The sequence below is a fragment of the Pseudomonas multiresinivorans genome (genome assembly GCF_012971725.1).
Taxonomy (GTDB): Bacteria; Pseudomonadota; Gammaproteobacteria; order Pseudomonadales; family Pseudomonadaceae; genus Pseudomonas; species Pseudomonas multiresinivorans.
The window spans coordinates 3,390,789-3,412,639 of the sequence record NZ_CP048833.1 but is presented as its reverse complement, the minus strand read 5'-3'; the positions used below and the strand labels follow the sequence as shown (position 1 = coordinate 3,412,639).

The window sequence follows — 21,851 nt, the reverse complement described above, 5'->3', positions numbered from 1 at the left end:
AGCAGACAGACGCCAGCCAGCGAACCAAAGTCCGGGATGGCTCCGGAACTGCTCGTTGCTCTGTCACTCAGGCAGGGGTAAAAGGCGCAGCCGGAAAGAAAGCCCCGATAAAGCTGCAAGCAGGGTCCGTACCAGCCCCTGGCTTGGAATCAAGTGTCTGAAGGCAAAGAAAAAACGCACCGACGACTGGCGATGTGCAACCAGCAGAATGCACGATCGGGCGTGCAGCCGGTTGCAATACGCCTTGCCGCTGCGCTTCGCGGAGTGGGTTGTGTTTGCCCTGATCGAAGGGCAGCGGTTGAGCTCGCCTGTTCAGGGTGCCGCCAGGTTGGCGAGGAACTCGCCGAAGCCGCCGGTGGCCCGGTAATCGAGGCGGGCGCTGGTGGTGACGCAGGTCTGGTGGGTCCAGACGATCCGCGCACCGCTTCGCTCCAGATCACGAACCAGGCAGACGTCCTCGTTGCAGGGCAGGGGACGGAATCCCCCGGCTCGCTGATAAGCACGGGCGCAGATGCCGAGGTTGGCTCCGTGGATGTGGCGGTGGTCCTCGCGGCACTGGTAATGCTCTTCATGGCGAAGGCGCACCTGTTCGTCGTGGCCCGACCAGTCCGATACCTGCACCGTGCCGCAGACGGCTTCGGCGCCGAAGGCCAGCTGGCGAACCAGCCAGTCATCGCTGACGCAGGTGTCGGCATCGGTGCAGGCGAGCCAGCGCGCGCCCTGGGCGAGCAGCCACGCGGCGCCGGCTCTGCGCGCGTGTCCGACATTGCGCTCGTGGACCTGCAGCATGGCGATACCCAGCGAGGCGACGAGGGTTTCGCTTTCATCGGTGCAGGCATCCAGCACGGCGAGGATGCAGACCGGCTCACCCTCGAGGCCGGGATGCAAGGCTGCTTGCTGCAGGGAGCGCAGGCAGGTCCCCAGCAGCGCAGCCTCGTTGTGTGCCGGTACGAGGATGCCAATCATCCGGGTGCCTCGCTGAACCAGAGTTCCAGACGGAAGTCGTCCTCCAGATGCTGCACGCTGGGCGCAAAGCCCATCGCCAGGGTGATCGCCTCATGGACCTCATCGCCGGTCAGCGTGCAGCCTTCGATCGGGTGCCGCCAGTGACAGGCCAGCAGTACGCCGCCCTCCGCCAGGCTCGCCGCCGCTTTCCGGCAAGTCCGTTGCCAGGCTTGCGCGCCAAGGTAGTAGCCCAGCTCGCCGAGCACGATGAGTTCAAACTTCGCCTGCGGCCATTGCTCGGGCAATGCCTGCCGCAGCACCCGCACATTGCTCAGTGCAGCAAGTCGATGGCGGGCCAGCGCGACAGCCTCCGCGCTGTAATCGGCGCACAGCAGGTGCTCGACCCGCCGGGCCAGCTCGGCACTGGTTTCGCCATTGGCGCAGGCCGGTTCGTAGCCGCTGCGAAAGCGCATGCGGGGGAGGCTGGCGAGCAGCAGGTCGCGCTTGCGCTTCTCGTACCAGGAGGTACGGAACGACCAGGGGTCAGGGTCACCCCGGTACATCTGGTCGAAATGCTCGGCAGGCAGGCCCTGTGTCTCGCCGTTCACAGGAAATACACCTCGAAGGGCTGCAGCAGGGTCTCCAGCAACTGGGCGCTGAGGATCGGCGCGCGACCTTGCAGTTGGCTGGCGTGGGCTTCGAGGGCCTGGCGCTTGCGCTGCAGGGCATCGTCATCGAGGTCCAGGCGATGTGCGCGGCTCCAGGGCAGGCGCGGGTCACCGGGAAAGGCCCAGTGCCACGCCCAGATCGGAGTCTCGAAATGCCGTGCGCCGCACTCTGCCGCCAATTGCGCGCAGGCGAGCCCGACCTGCTCGTGATCGCAATGGCCGTCCTGTCGCCAGGTGCTGACCAGTCGATCGCCGGGGCGTAGCAAGGCGCGCAACTGGTCGCGAAGCTCTGCCGCCGCGACGCCCCCGTCGGGCAACCGCAAGCGTCGCCATTGCCATTGGCCGAGATCGATGCCCAGACGGGCGAGGGCGGTGCGGCTTTCCGTGATTCTCGTCTGCCGCAACGTGTCTGCTGTCCACTGTGAAGAACCGGGATGGCTGGCTTCTCCATCCGTCACGGAAACCAGCAGGCCTGCGCAGTCCTGTCCGGACAAGCTGGCAAGAAGTCCCCCACAGCCGAGCACTTCATCGTCCGGATGCGGAGCGACGACGACCAGCCGGCGCCCCGTGGGCACCAGTTCTTCGCAGCGGATGCGCGGCAGTCGATCGAGCTGGATGCATGCACGCCACACCGAAGATGGCGTGCCGCGGGTGCCGCCTATGAGGTTCTGTGCCTGGCTCATAGCGCCCACGACTCGATTTCGAGACGTTTCAGGTGCATGCCCAGGTGCGCCAGGTCGCGCTCTCCGTGGCTCTGCCGGAGGAAGACCGGCAGGTCTGCGGCCAACCGTGCAAAGCGTCGATCGCGACAGAATGGCGTTGCCCCGAGAGCCCGGCCAACGTGCCATTGCACGGCCTCGACAGCCCCTTCGACCTGGGCACGAACTCGGCGGGCGGCCAGCTCCGAAGGGGCAGCGGGGTTCTCGTCGATCCACGCGGCGCATTCGCGAAGAGCACCGGCGGCCCCGGCGAGGGCTGCATCGACGGCTCCCAGGTGCGCCATGGCGTGAGGGTCATCGCTATGGCCCTGGCGAAGATAATCCGCCAGTCGACCCGCGGCGCCATACCAGCAAGCAGCGATCCCCGCGCCACCATGCCAGAAGCCAGGACGCTCCAGGTACTCCTGCGGGCCGCCCACGCAGCGGGCCAGCGCCTGGTCGAAGGCCACCGCCACACTGGCTGTGGCTGCCATTCCCACGGCGTTCCAACCGCCGCTTCCAACGCTTACGCCGGGCTGGGCGAGGGAGACGGCGACCAGTTGGGAACGCTGCTGTTCATCCTTCACCGTGACCAGTGCGTGATCCACCACGGCTGCGCCGGAACACCAGGGTTTGCTCCCGCTGATGCGTACGTGGCCCGCTTCGCGAGCCACTACTTCGACAGAGGGGCTTGGCGGGTCGGCTGCCCAGACAGCCCAGATTCCGCCCAGGGGCTCGCTGTCCAGCTCCGCCAGGATGGCCAGGGCATCGGTGTGTCCCTCGTAGAGTTTGAGCAGGGACAGATCGCTGCCTGCCACGGCCGCCAGGGCCTGCCAGCGCTGCAGCGTTGCGCCGCCGGCGGGCAATGGCAGTCGGTCGAGCCCATCGTCGATCAATTGGCGCAGCGAGGCGCCGATAAAGGGCAATTGCTGCGAAGCATCCTGCGGTAGTTCGAAGTCGCGCAGGAGATGAGACAGGGCGTGCGAGCGGTCGTGTTTCATGACATTCCCCCTTTTCGGAGTCTCTATGCCATGCCGACCTTGCGTTGCGGTTTCCGGTTCAAACCGAATTATCCCGTGCCTTGCGGCCAATCCGGTGACGTGCGACCGGAAAACCATCGCTGCCAGAAGGCGCCCGATTGCCTCCTGCCGCTCGGGTGTTTTGCACAGGCCGCGGGGAGAGATCGGGCGTTCTGCTGATTGCACCGTGCGATCAGTTTCCGGCCCAGCCGCTCTACGGCGTCTTCTTTCGTCCAAGGAAAACCGGGCGTGGAACTTGCTGATCCAGTCTGGCACTTCACCCGAAGCTGCCGGAGCCGGGCTACCACCCGGTCCCGCGCTGGATGCGCACGGCCCAAACCGTGCCGTGCGCACCTGGAGCAGAGTCGACCGACCCGGTGCGAAACTGCTCCAGCCTTCCGTGGCCAATGGCCAGGAGCACTCCATGAACTACGAAGATCGCGATACCTATGGCATGTACAAGAATCGCCCCGTCGCCGTCGAGGCCGACTCCAGTCGTGGGCCGGGCCCGCACCTGATGGGCGCCGACACCCTGATCGGCAACGATGTCTACAACACCCGCGACGAAGACCTGGGCGACATCAAGGAAATCATGCTGGATACGCAGAGTGGCCGAGTCGCCTATGCGGTGCTGTCCTACGGCGGCTTCCTCGGCATGGGCGAGAAACTCTTTGCAGTGCCCTGGAGCGCGCTGCGCCTGGATACCGTCAACAAGCGCTTCGTCCTGGACGTCGACAAGGAGCGCCTGTCCAGTGCGCCGGGGTTCGATAAACACGACTGGCCGGACATGCAGGACCCTACCTGGAGCCAGCAGATCCACGACTATTACGGCACCAAGCCCATCGACGACCCGCGTTTCTGACGCTTGTCGCCTGGCCGATGCGCGGTGTTTCGCATCGGCCGGGAACAGCGGCAATGCAGGGTTTCAACAGTTCGCTGGCGGAGTGGGTTCCGAGCAGTTTTCTGAACTCCACAGGCTGCCACGTCTCTACCGGCCAGGCCCCACTTCAGCGGAGTGCACGCCATGATCGGAACAGGACCGAGCAGTGATTCACCTGCCCACCATCAGCCCCAGCGGGGCGCCCCGTCAGCGGCGGATCAACGGAAAGCAAATCCCCCTTCGCACGATCCCACGCAGCCAGCAGCAGGGAAGAAGGGCGGGGCGGGCTTTTCACGCTTTGCCCAGGCCCTTTCGCAATGGGCCGGCCGCCCACTGACCTTCGCCCTGGCCTGCGTGCTGCTGGTGGGCTGGGCACTCAGCGGCCCGTTCTTTCACTTCAACGATACGTGGCAGTTGGTCATCAACACCTCGACCACCATCATCACCTTCCTCATAGTCTTCCTTATCCAGAGCACCCAGAACCGCGACACCGATGCGCTTCACATCAAGATCGACGAGTTGCTGCGTACCACTCACCACGCCCATCGGGTGCTGATGGGGCTGGACGACATGGGCAGCGAGGAGTTGCAGAAGCTGCGCAAGACCTATGAGGAAATGGGTGAGGAGAATGCGCAGGACGGCTCGCCACAAAACGTCGCCGAGCGTGAGGAAAAAGAAGATCAGCGTGGGCCGGCCAGTCCTTGAAACTGGTGGGTCGTCTTCGGCCCTGCATCGGTTCGTCCTTGAGACGACGGGGCCTGGAAACCAAAGAGAAGAGGGGCCGAAGAGCCAGCGACTGGAGCGGCACAAGGTCGCGTGCACTTTTGCTCGCGTCGAAACAGCTGTTCGGTCGGCCTTGTCGGGACAAAGCGCCGGCTCGCTCGCGATTATGCATGAGCACCTTAGCCATGGAGATGTCCATGGCTCGCTCAGAACGCCAAGCGAATAGCCAAGCAAACGCACGTACAGCCGTGGAGGAAACCGATCGCCCGCGGGACAGTCGAGCCGATTGGCTGTCGTCGTCATTTGCTGAGTGAGTCAATAGATAGTGGAACGGCGCTTCGGCAGATCACCTCGAGTCTGCGCAGACCTGGTTCAACGCCATAAGCCGTTGTGGTGGCATGGCAGCCGATAGCGTGGTCAGCCTAAAAGTGGGGTTGGCGTTCCGATCGAGCAGATAGAGAGAATGCCTGGAGTACTGCCAGTACTCACATATGTTATTTAACATAATATACATTATGCGAAGCCTAGGGTATTTGCGGCTGAGCCCAGATGCACAAAACCCCGCAGATCGCTCTACGGGGTTTCCTTCGTTTCTAGGCTGGCGATCGCCAGATTATCCAGCTCGGTCCTTCAGCACTCGCAACGTGCGAATGTCCGACCAGAACATCTCATCAGGATAGGTTTGCGGTCTGGCCAGGCTGAACACCATGAAGTGCGGATGCTCGTAAACGCCTTCCAGGGCCAGAACCGCCCCAGCGATCCGGACACAGCACCACAGAGGTTCAGGATCGTCTGGCCACACCAGTTCCACAAGAACCGTCTTCCCGATGAGTGAAAGCGCGTTTTCGATGCTGACTGAACTTGATATTTTTTCAGGTTGGTCGCACTGGCGACCCCTGGTCGACAGGGTCGACCAACCTGAAAAAACGAGGGTTTCAGTAGAATTTGCAGTAGCCATTCATGATCTCCTATCGATCATCTTGGTTAGCTGGCTTTGGGAGTTGGCGCTCCCTTAGCCAGCGATTACACCAGCCGCGTGCGCAGGTAAGACCTGACCGCTTGCCGGATATGGTGCGAAACGGACGTATCGTCCTTTTCCGCGAGATTTCGTAGAGCTTCCAGCTGATCTGGCGGCATCAGAAGCGTGTAAGGCACTTTCTTAGCCTTGCCGGCGCGCACCTTCTCACCCTCCTCCTCGCCCTTTGGCAATTGCTGAGCCGGCGCAGACTTCGCCAGCAACTTTCTTCGACGTAATTCGTGCAGCAGCGCTAAACGGCCATCTGGAGTGATTCCATTGAAGACCTGTTTGGCAGCAGCTTTTGATTGCCCATCCACCTCAACAAGAAGCTGGAGAAGCTCGCGGGTTTGGTCGGCGGTAATCTTCATGGTGAACCTATGTATGTTGCTTTGAGAGCAATATGGCATACATATGTTCTACATAAAAGAAGAGCCTGTCGCGTCGAGTCGTCGCACCAAGCTCAGAAGCAGATTTCGAGCCGGTGACTCATGCAAATATATGTATGTTCTACATGCTATATGCATTCGACATACAGAATTATCGGTAAAAATACCGTTTCTGGAGGCCTAGTGGCGCGCGGCTTTCAGGCCGAACACCCAATAATGAGCTGTTTGAGGCCCCTTTGTCTGACGTGTTACAGGGACGTCGGCCGCGGCTTCGGCCTACCGCTCGTGCCTTGCGCTCCCGGCCGGCACCGCGCGCCGACGCTGACGCGCTTCGCTTGTCTCCCAGCCATCACCAGGGCAACGAGTTACCCTGGTAATAGCCGGGCCGATCAGAGCTCCAGGATCACCCTGCAGGCTGACTGTAAGGCCTCGATCCGAGCATCCATATCCGCGCCCTCCTGATCCAGATCGGCAAGGCGACGACGTAGCTGGCGGATCTCGGCAACGAGCTTGGGGTAATCGTGCAGGACGTAGCAAACGGCATCGAGAGGATCGCGAGACGGCGCGTACAACGTCGCCTGATGGATCAAGTGTTGCGGGATAGGGAGAGAGGCCGGCTTGCGCATAATCGGCCCTATGTTACGCGCCGCCCGGAGCCGCCGTATTGTCCGGACGGCGCTCAACATAAGGCCGGGCATTATGCGAAGCCTAGGGTATTTGCGGCTGAGCCCAGATGCACAAAACCCCGCAGATCGCTCTACGGGGTTTCCTTCGTTTCTAGGCTGGCGATCGCCAGATTATCCAGCTCGGTCCTTCAGCACTCGCAACGTGCGAATGTCCGACCAGAACATCTCATCAGGATAGGTTTGCGGTCTGGCCAGGCTGAACACCATGAAGTGCGGATGCTCGTAAACGCCTTCCAGGGCCAGAACCGCCCCAGCGATCCGGACACAGCACCACAGAGGTTCAGGATCGTCTGGCCACACCAGTTCCACAAGAACCGTCTTCCCGATGAGTGAAAGCGCGTTTTCGATGCTGACTGAACTTGATATTTTTTCAGGTTGGTCGCACTGGCGACCCCTGGTCGACAGGGTCGACCAACCTGAAAAAACGAGGGTTTCAGTAGAATTTGCAGTAGCCATTCATGATCTCCTATCGATCATCTTGGTTAGCTGGCTTTGGGAGTTGGCGCTCCCTTAGCCAGCGATTACACCAGCCGCGTGCGCAGGTAAGACCTGACCGCTTGCCGGATATGGTGCGAAACGGACGTATCGTCCTTTTCCGCGAGATTTCGTAGAGCTTCCAGCTGATCTGGCGGCATCAGAAGCGTGTAAGGCACTTTCTTAGCCTTGCCGGCGCGCACCTTCTCACCCTCCTCCTCGCCCTTTGGCAATTGCTGAGCCGGCGCAGACTTCGCCAGCAACTTTCTTCGACGTAATTCGTGCAGCAGCGCTAAACGGCCATCTGGAGTGATTCCATTGAAGACCTGTTTGGCAGCAGCTTTTGATTGCCCATCCACCTCAACAAGAAGCTGGAGAAGCTCGCGGGTTTGGTCGGCGGTAATCTTCATGGTGAACCTATGTATGTTGCTTTGAGAGCAATATGGCATACATATGTTCTACATAAAAGAAGAGCCTGTCGCGTCGAGTCGTCGCACCAAGCTCAGAAGCAGATTTCGAGCCGGTGACTCATGCAAATATATGTATGTTCTACATGCTATATGCATTCGACATACAGAATTATCGGTAAAAATACCGTTTCTGGAGGCCTAGTGGCGCGCGGCTTTCAGGCCGAACACCCAATAATGAGCTGTTTGAGGCCCCTTTGTCTGACGTGTTACAGGGACGTCGGCCGCGGCTTCGGCCTACCGCTCGTGCCTTGCGCTCCCGGCCGGCACCGCGCGCCGACGCTGACGCGCTTCGCTTGTCTCCCAGCCATCACCAGGGCAACGAGTTACCCTGGTAATAGCCGGGCCGATCAGAGCTCCAGGATCACCCTGCAGGCTGACTGTAAGGCCTCGATCCGAGCATCCATATCCGCGCCCTCCTGATCCAGATCGGCAAGGCGACGACGTAGCTGGCGGATCTCGGCAACGAGCTTGGGGTAATCGTGCAGGACGTAGCAAACGGCATCGAGAGGATCGCGAGACGGCGCGTACAACGTCGCCTGATGGATCAAGTGTTGCGGGATAGGGAGAGAGGCCGGCTTGCGCATAATCGGCCCTATGTTACGCGCCGCCCGGAGCCGCCGTATTGTCCGGACGGCGCTCAACATAAGGCCGGGCATTATGCGAAGTTACCTATGGCGTTGCCAGGATCGAGTGTCACGGATTTCAATCTGCAAAATCCCTCACCTGGACAGTTCTGCTGCCTTTCTTTCGATTCGAGTTCAAGCCAGGTCGGTTCACGCCGATGCGACTCGACTCTCTTGTTTGTGCGCTTCGCGTGCCAGTGCTGTCGATGCTCATGCTCATGCTCATGCTGTTGCCTGTTGCCTGTTGCGTCAGATTTCAATGCACAGGTTTCCGTTCAGGGCTTACGAATCATTCGAGCAGATATCGAATTGGGAATTCGCCGCCTCAGGATCATGCCCGCACGAGTCATGCGCCAATCATTCCACCGCAGCCGAATTCGTCTCGCTAGTCACCAGTAACGCGTTACCAAATCTCCTGGCTCATTCTAGTAACGCGTTACCAGTCCTTCTGCAGAGCCTATCCAGCCAGCGCTGCCAGAACCCCACGCAGCCTTTCCAGCGTCGCCGGCGTGCACGCCTGCATCGGCTCGCGAACCTCGTTGGCAATCAGTCCTTGCAGTGCCAGCGCGCCCTTGACGGCTGACGGATTTGGCTCAGCGAAAGCGGCCTGCATCCAGGGCAGCAAGCGGTAGAAAATGGCGCGTGCAGCGATGACACTTCCTTCCTCCATCTGCCGGAACATTTGCATGTAGAGCTCGGCACCCACATGGGCCGACGCCGAGATCGCGCCGGCGCCGCCCAGGCACAGGTTGGAAAAGATCTGCAGGTCCTCGCCCGTGAGCACGTCGACGTGTCCGTCGGCGATCAGCGCCATGGTGGTTTCCGGGTCACCGCCGCAGTCCTTGATCGCGGCAATATTTGGATGGCGGACGATGCGGCGCAGGGTTTCGCGCTCGATGCGCACCCCGGTGCGATATGGAATGTCATAGAGCACGACGGGGACGCTGGCTGCGTCTGCGATGGTGTGGAAGAAGGATTCCAGGCCGGCCTGCGACGGGCGAATGTAGTAAGGCGCCGGCACCAGTACCGCGGCCACCGGGCGGCGCTGGATGTCCTCCAGGCAGGCCAGGAGCTCAGGCTGATTGTTGCCTGCCAACCCCATGATCACCTGCCGTGACGGCACCCATTGCAGTACCGCGTCGAGTACTTCCAGCTGCTCCGAGTGGCTCAAGGCGGCCGCCTCGCCGGTGGTGCCGCAGACGACAAAACCGCTGACGCCCTCCTCCAGCAGCTTCGCTACCAGGCGCTGCAGGGCCGGAAAATCGACGGCGCCGTCACGAAAAGGCGTGGCCAGCGCCACCCAGATTCCACGAAAACTCGACATGCAAAAACTCCTGTTGGCTGACCGTCGGGTCGCCGTCAGGGAGGGTGCGGGAATCAAGCGGGAGGGAGGTTCGACCTTGCGCCTTGTGTCCTGTGTCCTGTCAGCCCATCTGACGGGACAGCGCCCCGGTCAAATGAGCGACTGTTTCTTCGATTTCTTGGCAACGACGACGCACGCGCCAGCCTGAGCAAGGAAGCCCGAAGCGGAAAGCGAATGATCGTGAGTGGGAAGCATGGAAATGCCGTTGCGCTAAATGTCTGACAGATACTGCTGAAGGAGCGAGGGAGCTGTCAACTCCCCTGCCCCGTTTCCATCGCCTCAATCCTTGCCGCAGCGACTCTCGTCGTGCTGCAGGCTGGCCTGGCTCACCTGGCTGCCTGGCGGCACGCTGCGGGTCAGCCAGACGTTGCCGCCGATGGTCGAGCCCTTGCCGATGGTGACGCGCCCCAGGATGGTGGCGCCGGCGTAGATCACTACTTCGTCCTCGACGATCGGGTGGCGTGGTTCGCCCTTGTGCAACTGGCCGGTTTCGTCGGCGGTGAAGCGCTTCGCACCCAGGGTTACCGCCTGGTAGATGCGCACCTGTTTGCCGATGATTGCGGTTTCTCCGATCACCACGCCGGTGCCATGGTCGATGAAGAAACTGCTGCCGATCTGCGCGCCGGGGTGAATATCGATGCCGGTGGCCGAGTGCGCCAGTTCCGAGATGATCCGTGCCAGCAATGGCAAGCCGGCGTTGTACAGGTGATGCGCCAGGCGGTGGTGGATAACCGCGACGACTCCCGGGTAGCACAGCAGAACCTCATCCACGCTGCGCGCGGCCGGGTCACCCTGATAGGCGGCGAGCACGTCGGCATCCAGCAGTTTGCGCATTTCGGGGAGCGCACGGGCGAAGTCGCGCACCAGCAGCACGGCATGCTCGTCGATCCGGCTATCCACTACATCGCCGCGCTGCCGCGCGCTGTAACGCAGCTCCAGGCGGGCCTGCACCAGCAGTGCATTGAGGGCAGCGTCCAGCGTATGGCCGACAAAGAAGTCTTCGCTTTCCTCGCGCAGGTCGTTCGGGCCGAGACGCATGGGAAACAATGCGCTCGCCAGGCGTTCGACCACTTCCTCGATGGAGTGCCGCGAAGGCAGTTCACGACCGCCCTGCTCCGGATGTCGCCCAGTGCGGGCTCGCCACTCGTTACGGGCTCCGCGCAGGTCCTCGACGATCTGCGCCAGTTGCCAGTTCACCGGGCCATTCTCGTTCAGTCGATTGGCGTCGTTCATCGCTTGCTGTGTTCCTTGGTATTCAGAGGCTTCGATCACGAATGCCTATCCTGATCGGTCGCGCTTCCGAGGACAAATCGCCGGAAGGCATAACCTAATGCCTTTTTCGCAGCACCAGGTGCTGGCGCAGCAACAGTCGATCAACAGAACTGCTGCCACAGCAACACCTGCTCGGCGGCGAATCTCTCGATATTCGCGGACCGCAACGCTGGCACAAGCCTTGCTGCCCTGCAGGACCGCAGCGCAGCCGCCCTCTTCCTTTTCTGCCTGAACCGAGCGCACGAACCGTGCCGGCTGCCGGGTCGCATTTCAATGAAGACTTGCCACGCGTGCACCGACGGGGCGACGCCCCACTTCGATGATGGCAACGAGGACACCCCTATGAGTCTGGATATTTTCTGGTTCCTGCCGACGTCCGGCGACACCCGCTACCTGGGTCATTCCGGCAGTGGCCGCCCGGCGACCAACGAGTACATGCGGCAGATCGCCGTCGCCGCCGACCAACTCGGTTACGACGGCCTGCTGATTCCCACGGGCAGCAGCTGCCTGGACCCTTGGGTCACTGCTGCCAGCCTGGTGCCGGTCACGCGGAGGATCAAACTGCTGGTGGCGTTGCGCACCTCGCTGGGCAACCCCACAGCCTCAGCGCGCCAGGCCGCTTCCCTGGATCAGGCCAGTGGAGGTCGGCTGCTGCTCAATGTCGTCCCTGGCGGAGACAGCACCGAACTGGAGGCGGATGGCGTTTTCCTCGGCCACGACGAACGCTATGCCGCCTCGGATGAATTCCTCACCATCTGGCGCCGCCTGCTGTCAGGCGAGACGGTGGACTTCGAAGGCGAGCACCTGAAGGTAAAGGGTGCGCAGAACTTCTTCCCTCCTATACAGAAGCCCTACCCGCCCTTGTACTTCGGTGGGTCCTCCCCTGCCGCCCACGAACTGGCCGCCAGACATGTGGACGCTTACCTGACCTGGGGCGAGCCACCCGCCGCCGTGGCCGAGAAGATTGCCGACGTGCGCGAACGGGCTGCGCGCCTGGGGCGCACGGTGAGGTTCGGCGTGCGCTTGCATGTGATCGTCCGGGAAACCAACGAGAAGGCCTGGGCCGCCGCCGACGAACTGATCAGCCACCTGGACGACGCCACCATCGCGGCTGCGCAGTCGAACTACGCGAAGATGGATTCGGTCGGCCAGCAGCGCATGGCCGCGCTGCATGGTGGCGATCGCAACAAGCTGGAAGTCGCGCCAAACCTCTGGGCCGGCGTCGGCCTGATCCGTGGCGGTGCCGGCACAGCGCTGGTGGGCGACCCGCAAACCGTAGCGGCGCGTCTGCTGGAATATGCCGAGCTGGGAGTCGACAGCTTCGTGCTGTCGGGCTATCCGCACCTGGAGGAAGCCTACCGCTTTGCCGAGCTGGTATTCCCGCTGCTGCCCGGCAAGGGGCGTGTGACGGTGGATGGCGTGCTCACCGGGGGCGCCTTCGACGTCCGCGCCGGGCGCGAGGAGGCCGAGGGCGCTGCCGCCTGATCGGCAAGCTCAAGTGCCGGTCCGATGACCAGTATTGCCCCTGAGCGATCAGGGGCTACTCTTGTCAGCCATTGCCGATCGACCCTGCCAAGGAAGCCGCACGCCATGCAATGGCTGATCGAGTATCAACTCAACGGCAAGGACCGCCACCTGCTGATGCGATCGCGGACTATCCCCCACATCAAGGCGATCGCCTTCTCCATCTATGTTCGTGAATTCCCCGAGCAGCCCCGCCCATTGCACTCCTCTGCCGAAGTCGAGTCCTGGCTGGGCGCCTGCGGCATCACCATCAGCGACGTCCGCCTGGTCTCGGCGCAGAACTGAGGAGTCGCCCTAATCTTCTGCCCTGGCAATACGGTAGGTAACGTCCTGCACGTTGTGGGCTTCCACATTGCGCCGGATGGTGTGGTAGCGCTTCTGGTAGCCGCGCAGATCGTGGATCGGGATGTGCAGATGGCGCGCCACGTGGCTCCATGCCCGCGCTTCGCTCATGGATTCGTCCTCGGCTTCGAACTCGAATTCCCGCCCGTCTCGCACAAAGCAGACGTGGTACCGCCTGGTCAGGGATTCGTCCTGCATGGTGCCTCCGGATTCTGGCTCTATCCCAAGCACTGACCGGGCGACGGCAGCAGCGGTTCAAATCGATCGTTCGAGCCTGATCAATCCATGACCACCCATGAAATGGTGCCTCCCTCAGCGGGTGCATGGTGCAGCACGAGATCGATCCGGTGGGCGGCATGAAGCAGGGCTTCCGCGTCGTGCTCCAGCAACTGCGCCGCGGCCATCAGCGCCGATGCCGTGTCGGCAGTGCCGGCCTTGAGCGCGGCTTCGCGTAGCACCTGGACGACGCAGGTCTCGTTGAAAGCCGAGGCCATCAATACCTTTCGCAGTCGTTCCATGTCAGCCTCCCTTGGCCCTGTGCGCCTGTGAGGAATAGCTCGATTTGGCCAAGCGCATCGCCCCAGCCGACGATTGGCGCGGCCTGCGAGCTCGGCTATTATTGGTAACGCGTTACCAGCGAAAGCAAACCAATACGGTAACGCGTTACCATCCCTGATGAGACCCGCATGAAAGACGCCAAGGACAGAGCCACTCGCGACGCTTTCGAAGCCCCGAGCAAAGGCCGCCCCCGCAAGGAAGGCGCCATGACCAACGCCGAAAAGCAGGCCGCCTACCGCAAGCGCCGCGCGGAATCCGGCGGCGGCGCGGTAATGCTCAACAACGAAGAAATCTGGCTGATCTGCCACGCCCTCGATGGCAAGGTCTGGGAAGCGGACGCCGAGCAGCGGCAGAAGCTCATCGCCCGGCTCCGCAAGCGCGTGGTTTGATCGACGCCGCCAGCAAGCAAACTCGGCTCGGCCGTGCGACTCCCCATATAACGAGCGTCGGCCCGATTCATGACTGATCGTTCTTAAAATCAGTCGAACACCGCTGATCGATTTGTTTCGGATGAAGTGAATGCACCGCATTCGCCCATTCACTTCCCACGGAGCAGTTCCCCATGGCCGAACACAGAGGTGGTAAAGGCAACTTTGCGGAAGACCCCCAGCGGGCATCCGAGGCCGGCAGGAAAGGCGGCCAGCACAGCGGCGGTAATTTCAAGAATGACCCGGCGCGTGCATCCGAGGCGGGTCGCAAGGGAGGCCAGCGCAGTCGTGCTGATCACTGACCCGGCAGAGGGTGGTGCCCGGCGTTCGCCGGTCCGATGAATCCACCCTGCTCTCTTCATCGAAAACGGCGCCCAGGGACGGGCGCCGTTTTCGCTGGCTGCAATCAGTGCGGCGGGCGCCCCCCGATCACTGGGTGCAGAGTACCTCGCTGACCTGGATATCGGAGCGCGAATCACGCCCGATCGGGCCATGCAGTGCGCGGACAAACTGTTGCGCCTGCTGGCGACTCAGGCTCTCCTGCACCAGCACAGTGCTCATGGGTTGGCCGTTGCGGCGGTAGCGGATCAGGTACGCGTGCATGGCGATCTCTCCTCGGTTGGCTGGCGGCAGACGGAACTTGCAGGAGCAACTATAGGCACCGCTCCAGCAAAGAGCGGGGATCGGCACCGTTTCGGCATGGGCCTGATACTGGGAGTCGCAAGGCCGGCAGTCGTTCAAGGAGCGTGGCAGACGCTCCCAATGCGACCGTCCGTGCGCAATTCCTGAACCTTCGATAGGGCTGCGGCTCACAGCCCATGGCAGACCCGTGCAGGCTCAGTCAGCCTGGATCTGCCAGGCGCAATCGATTTCCAGCGGTTCGCAGTCGCAGCGAGGTCCGTCTAGCCTGAACCGGCAAACGCATCCGCAAATGGCGCCGGGCACGGGGACAGGCTGCTGTGATTCGCGAAAGGAGGTTCAGATGCCCTCAGTGCAATACACCAACCGTCGCCATGCCGGCGTGGCGCTGGCAATGGCCCTGCGCGACATGCCGCTGGAGAACCCGCTGATCCTTGCCCTGCCCCGCGGTGGCGTGCCAGTCGGCAAGGAGATCGCCCGGGCGCTGGGCGCGCCGCTGGATGTACTGCTGGTGCGCAAGATCGGCGCACCCGGCAACGAGGAGTACGCCCTGGGCGCGATTGTCGACGGTCCCGAGCCGAACTGGGTGGTGGACGAGCAGATGCTGGAGCGCTTCGATCCACCACCGGAGTGGTTCGAGCAGCAGGTGCTGGAGCAACTGCGCGAACTGCAACGTCGGCGCCTGCTCTATCGGGGCGCCAAGGCCCCCGCGGCACTGGAGGATCGCGACGTCATCGTGGTCGATGACGGCCTGGCCACCGGCAGCAGTGTGCGCGCGGCGCTCAAGGGGCTGCGCGAGCACCATCCGCACCGGGTGATCCTCGCCGTGCCAGTCGGCCCAGCGGAAACTGTGGAGAAGCTTCGCCCGGAAGTGGATGCGCTGGTCTGCCTGGAAACGCCGGCGCCTTTCCACGCCGTTGGCGATTACTACCGGGATTTCCACCAGCTCAGCGACCAGGAAGTGATCGACCTGCTGGCCAAGTAAGCGCGCTTGAGCTTTTCGTAGGAGCGAGCTTGCTCGCGAACCGCTCAACTGCGGAGCCGCCGGGATACTCGTTCGCGAGCAAGCCCGCTCCTACAGTGGATGTACAGCGGGGGCCTCAGGCGCTTTCGCGCTCCAGCACGCGGCAGCCAAGCAGGTTCAGCCGCTCCACCGCGCCCTCCAGTGGCGCCACGCCGATGGATTGCAGCACCCGCAATGCGGCGATCTCACCGATCTTGCGGGCTGGCGGTTTGATGGTGGACAAGCTCGGCAGCAGCATCGGCGCGAACGGATAATCGCCGAACCCCAGTACCGCGCAATCATCGGGAATCTTCAGCCCCGCGCGCTGGCCGGCGAGCAGGCCGCCCGCAGCGAGGTTGTCGTTGGCGAAGATAATCGCCTCGGGGCGTTCCGCGCCGCGCGCCATCAGCGCTTCCATGGCTTGCCGACCGGCCTCGAAGGGCGCGCTTTCGGTGGGCACGAACATCCACGGCTCACCGCCCAGCCCGCGCAACGTGTCGGCATAACCATCGCGGCGATCCAGGGCGCTGAAGTCACCCGGCGCGCTGTTCTGCACGAAGGCGATGCGCCGGTAGCCCTTGCCGTACAGGTAGCGCACAGCGTCCACGCCGACCTGATAGTGGGAGAATCCGACCTGGATCGGCGCGCGTTCGGGCTGGTAATCCCAGACTTCCACGACCGGCATGTCCGCCGCTGCAATCAGCTTCTCCGTGGCCGGCGTGTGGAAATGGCTGGTCAGCACCAGCGCCGCCGGGTTCCAGCCGAGGAAGGCGCGCACGGCGCTTTCTTCCTTGTCTTCGGAAAAATAGCTGGAGGCCAGCAGCAACTGGTAGCTGTGGGCGGCCAGCGTGTCGCTGAACGCCTGGATGGTGTCAGCGAAGATCGGTCCGGAGATGTTCGGCACCACCATCCCCACTACCCTGCCCCGCGCCGAGGCCAGTCCGCCGGCCACCTGATTTGGCACGTAGCCCAGCTCTTCCACCGCCGCAGCGATGCGCTCGCGCAGGTCATCCGACAGCTGCGCCGGCTGATTGAAGTAGCGCGACACGCTGATAGCGGAAACCCTCGCCAGCTGTGCCACGGCGGTCAGCGTCACGCGCCCTGCGCCACGGCGTTTGCGCGGTGTCTGGTTGGCCAATTCGGCACTCCTGTTTCTGTATTTCAGGAATATAAACGTAATTTTTAATTATTTGACGATCTATCTGGCAATTCAGGATACTCGCCGATGTTAGCGCTAACAACACAAACTGTCCGCAACGACCCCAGCCACTCGCACGAGCGAGCGCTCGTGACAGTCCCGTAGAAAAAGGCGCCCCGGCAAAGAGAACCGAGGGCGGACCAGGGCACGAAGGAGTGGCTATGCAATCGCAACAACGGGGGACGCTCGGCCGTCCACAATTCACTGGCCGACGCAGCGCGCTGGCCCTGGGCATCGCCAGCGTGATCGGGGCAATTGCCTTCAACGCGCAGGCGACCGAAACCACCGGCAGCGACACCCAGTCCGCCGACTCGGCACCGACACTCAAGGCAGTGACCGTCACCGCGACCCGCCGCGAAGAGTCGCTGCAGAAGGTCCCGGTTGCGGTCTCGGTGATCGACGGCGAACAGCTGGAGCGCGACAACCGCAACAACGTGTCGAGCATTGTCCAGCAGGTGCCGACCCTGAATTTCCGCACCGGCGCCTCGAACAAGGACACCTCGCTGTTCGTGCGTGGCGTAGGCACCATCTCCACCTCTCCCGGTGTCGAGCCGAGCGTGTCGACGGTGATCGACGGCGTGGTGCTCGGCCGCCCCGGCCAGGCGACCCTGGATCTGCTCGACGTGGAACGCATCGAAGTGCTGCGCGGCCCGCAGGGCACGCTGTTTGGCAAGAACGCTTCGGCCGGCGTGCTCAACGTGGTGACCCGCGCGGTGCCGGACGAAACCACCGGCTACGTCGACTACTCGCATTTTGGCGGCGGCAACGAGAACCGCACGCGCTTCGGCATCGGCGGCACGCTGATCCCCGGCAAGCTCAAGGCCAGCGTCACCACCCTGGTGGGCAGCTACGATGGCAACGTCGATAACGTCTACAACGGCCACGAGGTGAATGGCTACAACCGTGCCGGCGCGCGCACCAAGTTCGAGCTGACCCCGAACGACGATCTCAAGGTCACGCTGATCGCCGACTACATGAAGGGCAACGACGACGGCCCCAGCGGCGTGATCACTAGCACCAGCAGCGCGGCATTCGCCAACGCCCTGCGCCCGGTGACACCGGACAGCGACAACCGCAAGATCAACAGCGATTACCGCACCCACGTCGACGACACCAACAAGGGCCTGTCGGCGCAGTTGGACTGGAACCTCGGCGACTACACCCTGACGTCCATCAGCGCGTGGCGTGGTTGGGACAACACCCAGTGGCAGGATGGCGACCGCCTTTCGCAGGTCACCGCGAGCATTCCCAGTTCCCACGACAAGGGCGAGCTGAGCTACGACCAGTACTCCCAGGAACTGCGCCTGGCCTCGCCCAGGGGGGAGTTCCTCGAATACGTCGGCGGTCTCTACTACATGCACGCCGTGGACGACGAGACCTACCGCCGCGTGGTGACCTCCACCACCGCGCAGAACACCGGCGTGGCGGACTACGGCACGCGCAGCGACACCTACGCGGTATTCGGCGAGAGCACGCTGAACTTCACCGAAGACTTCCGAGGTATCGCCGGCCTGCGCTACACCCATGACGACCTCGAGTACGACCATCGCCGGCGCTCCACCTCGGCCACGGCGGTGACTGGCATCCAGCCGTCCACGTCCAGCTCCGGCTCCACCGACGAGGACGGCTGGTCCGGCCGCCTCGGCCTGCAGTACGACCTCAGCGAGCAGCTCACCAGCTACGTCACCTACTCGCGCGGCTACAAGGGCCCGGCGTACAACGTGTTCTTCAACATGCAGCCGCGCGATACCGACGCGCTCAAGCCGGAGACTTCCAACTCCTGGGAAGCCGGCCTGAAGGCCACCGCGCTGGACAACCGCCTGACCGCCAACCTGGCGGTCTTCCACACCGTCTACGACAACTACCAGGCGAACTTCTACGACACCGTCGCCGGGCAAGTGGTGACCCGGCTGATCAACGCCGGCAAGGTGAAGACCGAAGGCGCGGAGCTGGACTTCAGCTACCAGGCCACCCGCCAACTGAAGCTCTCCGGCGCGGTTGCCTACACCAAGGCCCGTGTCGACAGCTTCGCCTGCCCACCGGGTGCGGCATCCAGTTGCAACGTCGACGGCAAGCCGCTGCCCTTCACCCCGGACTGGAAGAGCTACGTGCGCGCCGACTACAGCATCCCGCTGGACAGCGGCCTGGATGTGGAGTTGGGCACCGACTACAGCTGGCAGGACAAGGTGCAGTACGACCTCAGCCAGAACCCCGACACCATCCAGGGCGCCTACGGCCTGTGGAACGCCAGCATTGCCCTGGCCGACTACAACGACGGCTGGCGCGTTGCCCTGCTGGGCAAGAACCTCACCGACAAGTCCTATTCGCCGCTGCTGGCGACCGGCGGCAGCTACATCTACCGCATGGTGCCGCGCGACGACGGGCGCTACTTCGGCGTGGAACTACGCAAGGACTTCTGAGCCTCCCGAGAAAGTACGGCGCCGGCTCGCCCCGGCGCCGCCCATGAGATCGAACCCGCTGCCTTGCGTCCTCCCAATGGACACACAGGAAACCCGACATGACACGAACCCTTTCCCTCGGCGCCTTTCTCATGGCCACCGGTCACCACGTCGCCGCGTGGCGCCACCCGGATGTCCCGGCTGACGGCGGCCTGGATTTCCGCCTGTACAAGCGCTTGGCGCAGATAGCCGAGGCGGCGAAATTCGACGCCGTCTTCGTTGCCGACAGCGTGGCCGCGCCCACGGCGGATATCGCCAGCCGCATGGCCCGCTCCGATCACTTCGAACCGCTCACGCTGCTCTCGGCGCTGGCAGCGGTGACCGAGCACATCGGCCTAGTCGCCACCGTCACCACCAGCTACAACGAGCCCTACCATGTGGCACGAAAGTTCGCCTCGCTGGACCATCTTTCCGGCGGTCGCTCAGGCTGGAACCTGGTGACCTCCGATGCTGCCGCCGAGGCGCTGAACTTCAACCGCCAGGAACACTTCGGCCACGCCGAGCGCTATGCCCGCGCGCGGGAGTTCCATGAGGTCGTAACAGGCCTGTGGGACAGCTGGGAAGACGACGCCTTCACCCGCGACAAGGCCAGCGGGCAGTACTACGACCCGGCCAAGCTGCACGTGCTGAACCACGAGGGCGAACACTTCCGCGTGCAAGGCCCGCTGAACGTCGCGCGCTCGCCCCAGGGCCGGCCGGTGATCGTCCAGGCCGGCAGTTCCGAGACTGGTCGCGAGCTGGCCGCGCAGACCGCCGAAGTGGTGTTTACAGCACAGACCTCGCTGGCCGCCGCCCGCGACTTCTACAGCGACCTGAAGGGCCGCCTGGGCAAGTTCGGCCGTACGCCGGATGAGCTGAAAATCATGCCCGGCGTGTTCGTGGTGGTCGGCCAGAGCCAGAGCGAAGCGCAAGAGAAGTTCGAGGAATTCCAGGAGCTGGTGGAGCCGCAGGTCGGCGTCGCCCTGCTCTCGCGCATGCTCGGCAACTTCGATCTCTCCGCCTACCCGCTGGACGGCCCGTTGCCCGAGCTACCGCTGACCGACAGCGGCCAGCGCAGCCGCCAGTTGCTGCTCACCGAACTGGCCGGGCGCGAGAACCTCACCCTCGCCCAACTCGGCCGGCGCATTGCCGGTGGGCGCGGGCACTACAGCCTGATCGGCACGCCCGCGCAGATCGCCGACGAGCTCCAGGCCTGGTTCGAAGGCGGCGCCGCCGACGGCTTCAACGTACTGGTGCCGCACCTGCCGGGCGGGCTGGAAGATGTCGCCAACTTCGTGGTGCCGGAACTGCAGCGTCGCGGACTGTTCCGTCGCGACTACAGCGGCAGCACCCTGCGCGACCACCTCGGGCTCAAGCGCCCGGCCAATCGCTACACCCCCTGACGATTCACGGGCCGCCCCTGTGCGGCCCGTTTGCAAAGGAGCATCCATGACCTACCTCGCCCACCCCGACCGCTACCAGCGCGTCCCCTACCGTCGCGTCGGCCGCAGCGGCCTGGTGTTGCCCGCTCTTTCCCTTGGCCTGTGGCACAACTTCGGCGACAGCGTGCCGCTGGACCGCCAGCGTGCCCTGCTGCGCACCGCCTTCGACCTGGGCATCAACCACTTCGACCTGGCCAACAACTACGGCCCGCCCTACGGCAGCGCCGAGATCAACTTCGGCCGCCTGCTGCGCGAGGACTTCGCCGCCTACCGCGACGAACTGGTGATCTCCACCAAGGCCGGCTGGGACATGTGGCCCGGCCCCTACGGCCAGGGCGGCAGCTCGCGCAAGTACCTGCTATCCAGCCTCGACCAGAGCCTGCAACGCCTGGGCGTGGACTACGTGGACATCTTCTACTCGCACCGCTTCGACCCGGACACGCCGCTGGAGGAAACCGCCGGAGCACTGGCCAGCGCCGTGCAGCAGGGCAAGGCGCTGTACGTGGGCATCTCCTCCTATTCCGCCGGCAAGACCGCCGAACTGGCCGCGCTACTGAAGGAATGGAAGGTGCCGCTGCTGATCCACCAGCCGGCCTACAACCTGCTCAACCGCTGGGTGGAAAAAGACCTGCTCGCCACCACCGACGAGCTGGGCGCCGGCGTCATCGCCTTCACTCCGCTGGCCCAGGGGCTGCTGACCGATCGTTACCTGAACGGTGTGCCGGCCGATGCACGGATCAATCAACCGGGCGGAGCCTCGCTGCGACCGGATCACCTGTCCGAGGGCAACCTGCGCCGCGCCCGCGCACTCAGCGAAATCGCCCAGCGCCGCGGCCAGAACCTCGCGCAACTGGCGCTGGCCTGGGTGCTGCGTGATGCCCGCGTGACGTCCGCGCTGATCGGCGCGAGCCGTCCGGAGCAGATCGTCGAGAACGTCGCCGCCCTGGACAGCCTCACCTTCAGCGCAGAAGAACTGGCGGAGATCGATCGCTACGCGGTGGAAGGCGGGATCAACCTCTGGGAAAAACCCTCCCACGACTGGAAGGAATGAGCC

The 21,851-nt window shown here is 63.4% G+C and carries 26 protein-coding genes; 10 read left to right on the top strand and 16 right to left on the bottom strand.

Annotation, left to right across the window (positions count from 1 at the left end; genetic code table 11):
* Positions 1-312 precede the first annotated feature (312 nt).
* From G4G71_RS15600 to G4G71_RS15585, 4 genes are read right to left on the bottom strand one after another with little or no spacing between them, the layout of a single operon-like run.
* A complete protein-coding gene (locus G4G71_RS15600) occupies positions 313-966 on the bottom strand; it encodes a glycosyltransferase family 2 protein (RefSeq protein WP_169938977.1) in 654 nt (217 codons plus the stop codon).
* On the bottom strand, positions 963-1,553 hold the full coding sequence (locus G4G71_RS15595; RefSeq protein WP_338110188.1) for a methyltransferase domain-containing protein: 591 nt from the start codon (positions 1,551-1,553) through the stop codon (positions 963-965). The genes G4G71_RS15600 and G4G71_RS15595 overlap by 4 nt, the downstream gene beginning before the upstream one ends.
* Complete coding sequence (locus tag G4G71_RS15590) at positions 1,550-2,296, bottom strand: PIG-L deacetylase family protein (RefSeq protein ID WP_169938976.1); 747 nt, start codon at positions 2,294-2,296, stop codon at positions 1,550-1,552. The genes G4G71_RS15595 and G4G71_RS15590 overlap by 4 nt, the downstream gene beginning before the upstream one ends.
* Positions 2,293-3,312, bottom strand: a complete 1,020-nt coding sequence (locus tag G4G71_RS15585) for an acyl-CoA dehydrogenase family protein (RefSeq protein WP_169938975.1) — start codon at positions 3,310-3,312, stop codon at positions 2,293-2,295. The genes G4G71_RS15590 and G4G71_RS15585 overlap by 4 nt, the downstream gene beginning before the upstream one ends.
* Positions 3,313-3,754: 442 nt before the next feature.
* On the opposite strand from G4G71_RS15585, the gene G4G71_RS15580 reads away from it, so the two are divergent.
* Both G4G71_RS15580 and G4G71_RS15575 read left to right on the top strand, forming a co-directional pair.
* The gene (locus G4G71_RS15580; protein WP_169938974.1) at positions 3,755-4,192 is read left to right on the top strand and encodes a PRC-barrel domain-containing protein; all 438 of its coding nucleotides are present in this window, start codon (positions 3,755-3,757) and stop codon (positions 4,190-4,192) included.
* Between the two features lie 351 nt (positions 4,193-4,543).
* Complete coding sequence (locus G4G71_RS15575) at positions 4,544-4,915, top strand: low affinity iron permease family protein (RefSeq protein ID WP_240964954.1); 372 nt, start codon at positions 4,544-4,546, stop codon at positions 4,913-4,915.
* A 631-nt stretch (positions 4,916-5,546) separates the two neighbouring features.
* Here G4G71_RS15575 and G4G71_RS15570 read toward each other — a convergent pair.
* The 8 genes from G4G71_RS15570 to epsC form a co-directional block, all read right to left on the bottom strand.
* The gene (locus G4G71_RS15570) at positions 5,547-5,891 is read right to left on the bottom strand and encodes a hypothetical protein (protein WP_169938972.1); all 345 of its coding nucleotides are present in this window, start codon (positions 5,889-5,891) and stop codon (positions 5,547-5,549) included.
* A gap of 65 nt (positions 5,892-5,956) precedes the next feature.
* Positions 5,957-6,319, bottom strand: coding sequence for a ribbon-helix-helix protein, CopG family (locus G4G71_RS15565; protein ID WP_169938971.1), 363 nt, complete (start codon positions 6,317-6,319; stop codon positions 5,957-5,959).
* A gap of 407 nt (positions 6,320-6,726) precedes the next feature.
* Complete coding sequence (locus G4G71_RS15560) at positions 6,727-6,963, bottom strand: 3-deoxy-7-phosphoheptulonate synthase (protein ID WP_138215675.1); 237 nt, start codon at positions 6,961-6,963, stop codon at positions 6,727-6,729.
* A gap of 171 nt (positions 6,964-7,134) precedes the next feature.
* Positions 7,135-7,479 (bottom strand): hypothetical protein, encoded by a 345-nt coding sequence (locus G4G71_RS15555; protein ID WP_169938972.1) that lies wholly within the window; start codon positions 7,477-7,479, stop codon positions 7,135-7,137.
* 65 nt (positions 7,480-7,544) lie between these two features.
* Positions 7,545-7,907, bottom strand: coding sequence for a ribbon-helix-helix protein, CopG family (locus G4G71_RS15550; protein WP_169938971.1), 363 nt, complete (start codon positions 7,905-7,907; stop codon positions 7,545-7,547).
* A gap of 407 nt (positions 7,908-8,314) precedes the next feature.
* Entirely contained in the window at positions 8,315-8,551 is a 237-nt protein-coding gene (locus G4G71_RS15545) for a 3-deoxy-7-phosphoheptulonate synthase (RefSeq protein WP_138215675.1), read from the bottom strand.
* Positions 8,552-9,047: 496 nt separating this feature from the next.
* Positions 9,048-9,914 carry a 4-hydroxy-tetrahydrodipicolinate synthase gene (dapA, locus tag G4G71_RS15540; protein WP_169938970.1) on the bottom strand — a complete coding sequence of 289 codons (867 nt, stop codon included), beginning with the start codon at positions 9,912-9,914 and terminating at the stop codon, positions 9,048-9,050.
* Positions 9,915-10,232: 318 nt separating this feature from the next.
* Positions 10,233-11,186 carry a serine O-acetyltransferase EpsC gene (epsC, locus tag G4G71_RS15535; RefSeq protein ID WP_169938969.1) on the bottom strand — a complete coding sequence of 318 codons (954 nt, stop codon included), beginning with the start codon at positions 11,184-11,186 and terminating at the stop codon, positions 10,233-10,235.
* 381 nt (positions 11,187-11,567) lie between these two features.
* Between epsC and ssuD the strand changes: the two genes are divergently transcribed.
* Positions 11,568-12,710: an FMNH2-dependent alkanesulfonate monooxygenase gene (gene ssuD / locus G4G71_RS15530; protein WP_169938968.1), complete on the top strand. Its 1,143-nt coding sequence runs from the start codon at positions 11,568-11,570 to the stop codon at positions 12,708-12,710.
* A 105-nt stretch (positions 12,711-12,815) separates the two neighbouring features.
* The gene (locus G4G71_RS15525) at positions 12,816-13,034 is read left to right on the top strand and encodes a hypothetical protein (RefSeq protein WP_169938967.1); all 219 of its coding nucleotides are present in this window, start codon (positions 12,816-12,818) and stop codon (positions 13,032-13,034) included.
* 9 nt (positions 13,035-13,043) lie between these two features.
* Here G4G71_RS15525 and G4G71_RS15520 read toward each other — a convergent pair whose 3' ends face one another.
* Together G4G71_RS15520 and G4G71_RS15515 are read right to left on the bottom strand one after the other, a co-directional pair.
* Entirely contained in the window at positions 13,044-13,289 is a 246-nt protein-coding gene (locus G4G71_RS15520) for a hypothetical protein (protein WP_169938966.1), read from the bottom strand.
* Between the two features lie 80 nt (positions 13,290-13,369).
* Positions 13,370-13,609: a hypothetical protein gene (locus G4G71_RS15515; protein ID WP_169938965.1), complete on the bottom strand. Its 240-nt coding sequence runs from the start codon at positions 13,607-13,609 to the stop codon at positions 13,370-13,372.
* 246 nt (positions 13,610-13,855) lie between these two features.
* Between G4G71_RS15515 and G4G71_RS15510 the strand changes: the two genes are divergently transcribed.
* Positions 13,856-14,038 carry a hypothetical protein gene (locus G4G71_RS15510; protein ID WP_065085275.1) on the top strand — a complete coding sequence of 61 codons (183 nt, stop codon included), beginning with the start codon at positions 13,856-13,858 and terminating at the stop codon, positions 14,036-14,038.
* A gap of 173 nt (positions 14,039-14,211) precedes the next feature.
* Positions 14,212-14,379 (top strand): con-10 family general stress protein, encoded by a 168-nt coding sequence (locus G4G71_RS15505; RefSeq protein ID WP_081754103.1) that lies wholly within the window; start codon positions 14,212-14,214, stop codon positions 14,377-14,379.
* A 127-nt stretch (positions 14,380-14,506) separates the two neighbouring features.
* Here G4G71_RS15505 and G4G71_RS15500 read toward each other — a convergent pair whose 3' ends face one another.
* Positions 14,507-14,680 carry a hypothetical protein gene (locus G4G71_RS15500; protein ID WP_099051252.1) on the bottom strand — a complete coding sequence of 58 codons (174 nt, stop codon included), beginning with the start codon at positions 14,678-14,680 and terminating at the stop codon, positions 14,507-14,509.
* Positions 14,681-15,059: 379 nt separating this feature from the next.
* Between G4G71_RS15500 and G4G71_RS15495 the strand changes: the two genes are divergently transcribed.
* The gene (locus tag G4G71_RS15495) at positions 15,060-15,701 is read left to right on the top strand and encodes a phosphoribosyltransferase (protein WP_169938964.1); all 642 of its coding nucleotides are present in this window, start codon (positions 15,060-15,062) and stop codon (positions 15,699-15,701) included.
* Between the two features lie 115 nt (positions 15,702-15,816).
* Here the strand turns inward: G4G71_RS15495 and G4G71_RS15490 are convergent, their stop codons facing one another.
* Positions 15,817-16,857, bottom strand: coding sequence for a LacI family DNA-binding transcriptional regulator (locus G4G71_RS15490; RefSeq protein WP_169938963.1), 1,041 nt, complete (start codon positions 16,855-16,857; stop codon positions 15,817-15,819).
* 221 nt (positions 16,858-17,078) lie between these two features.
* On the opposite strand from G4G71_RS15490, the gene G4G71_RS15485 reads away from it, so the two are divergent.
* The 3 genes from G4G71_RS15485 to mgrA all read left to right on the top strand — a co-directional run bounded on the left by G4G71_RS15485 (position 17,079) and on the right by mgrA (position 21,848).
* Positions 17,079-19,337: a TonB-dependent receptor gene (locus G4G71_RS15485; RefSeq protein ID WP_169938962.1), complete on the top strand. Its 2,259-nt coding sequence runs from the start codon at positions 17,079-17,081 to the stop codon at positions 19,335-19,337.
* A gap of 98 nt (positions 19,338-19,435) precedes the next feature.
* On the top strand, positions 19,436-20,758 hold the full coding sequence (locus tag G4G71_RS15480; protein WP_169938961.1) for an LLM class flavin-dependent oxidoreductase: 1,323 nt from the start codon (positions 19,436-19,438) through the stop codon (positions 20,756-20,758).
* A 46-nt stretch (positions 20,759-20,804) separates the two neighbouring features.
* Positions 20,805-21,848 (top strand): L-glyceraldehyde 3-phosphate reductase, encoded by a 1,044-nt coding sequence (gene mgrA, locus G4G71_RS15475; RefSeq protein ID WP_169938960.1) that lies wholly within the window; start codon positions 20,805-20,807, stop codon positions 21,846-21,848.
* Positions 21,849-21,851 lie beyond the last annotated feature (3 nt).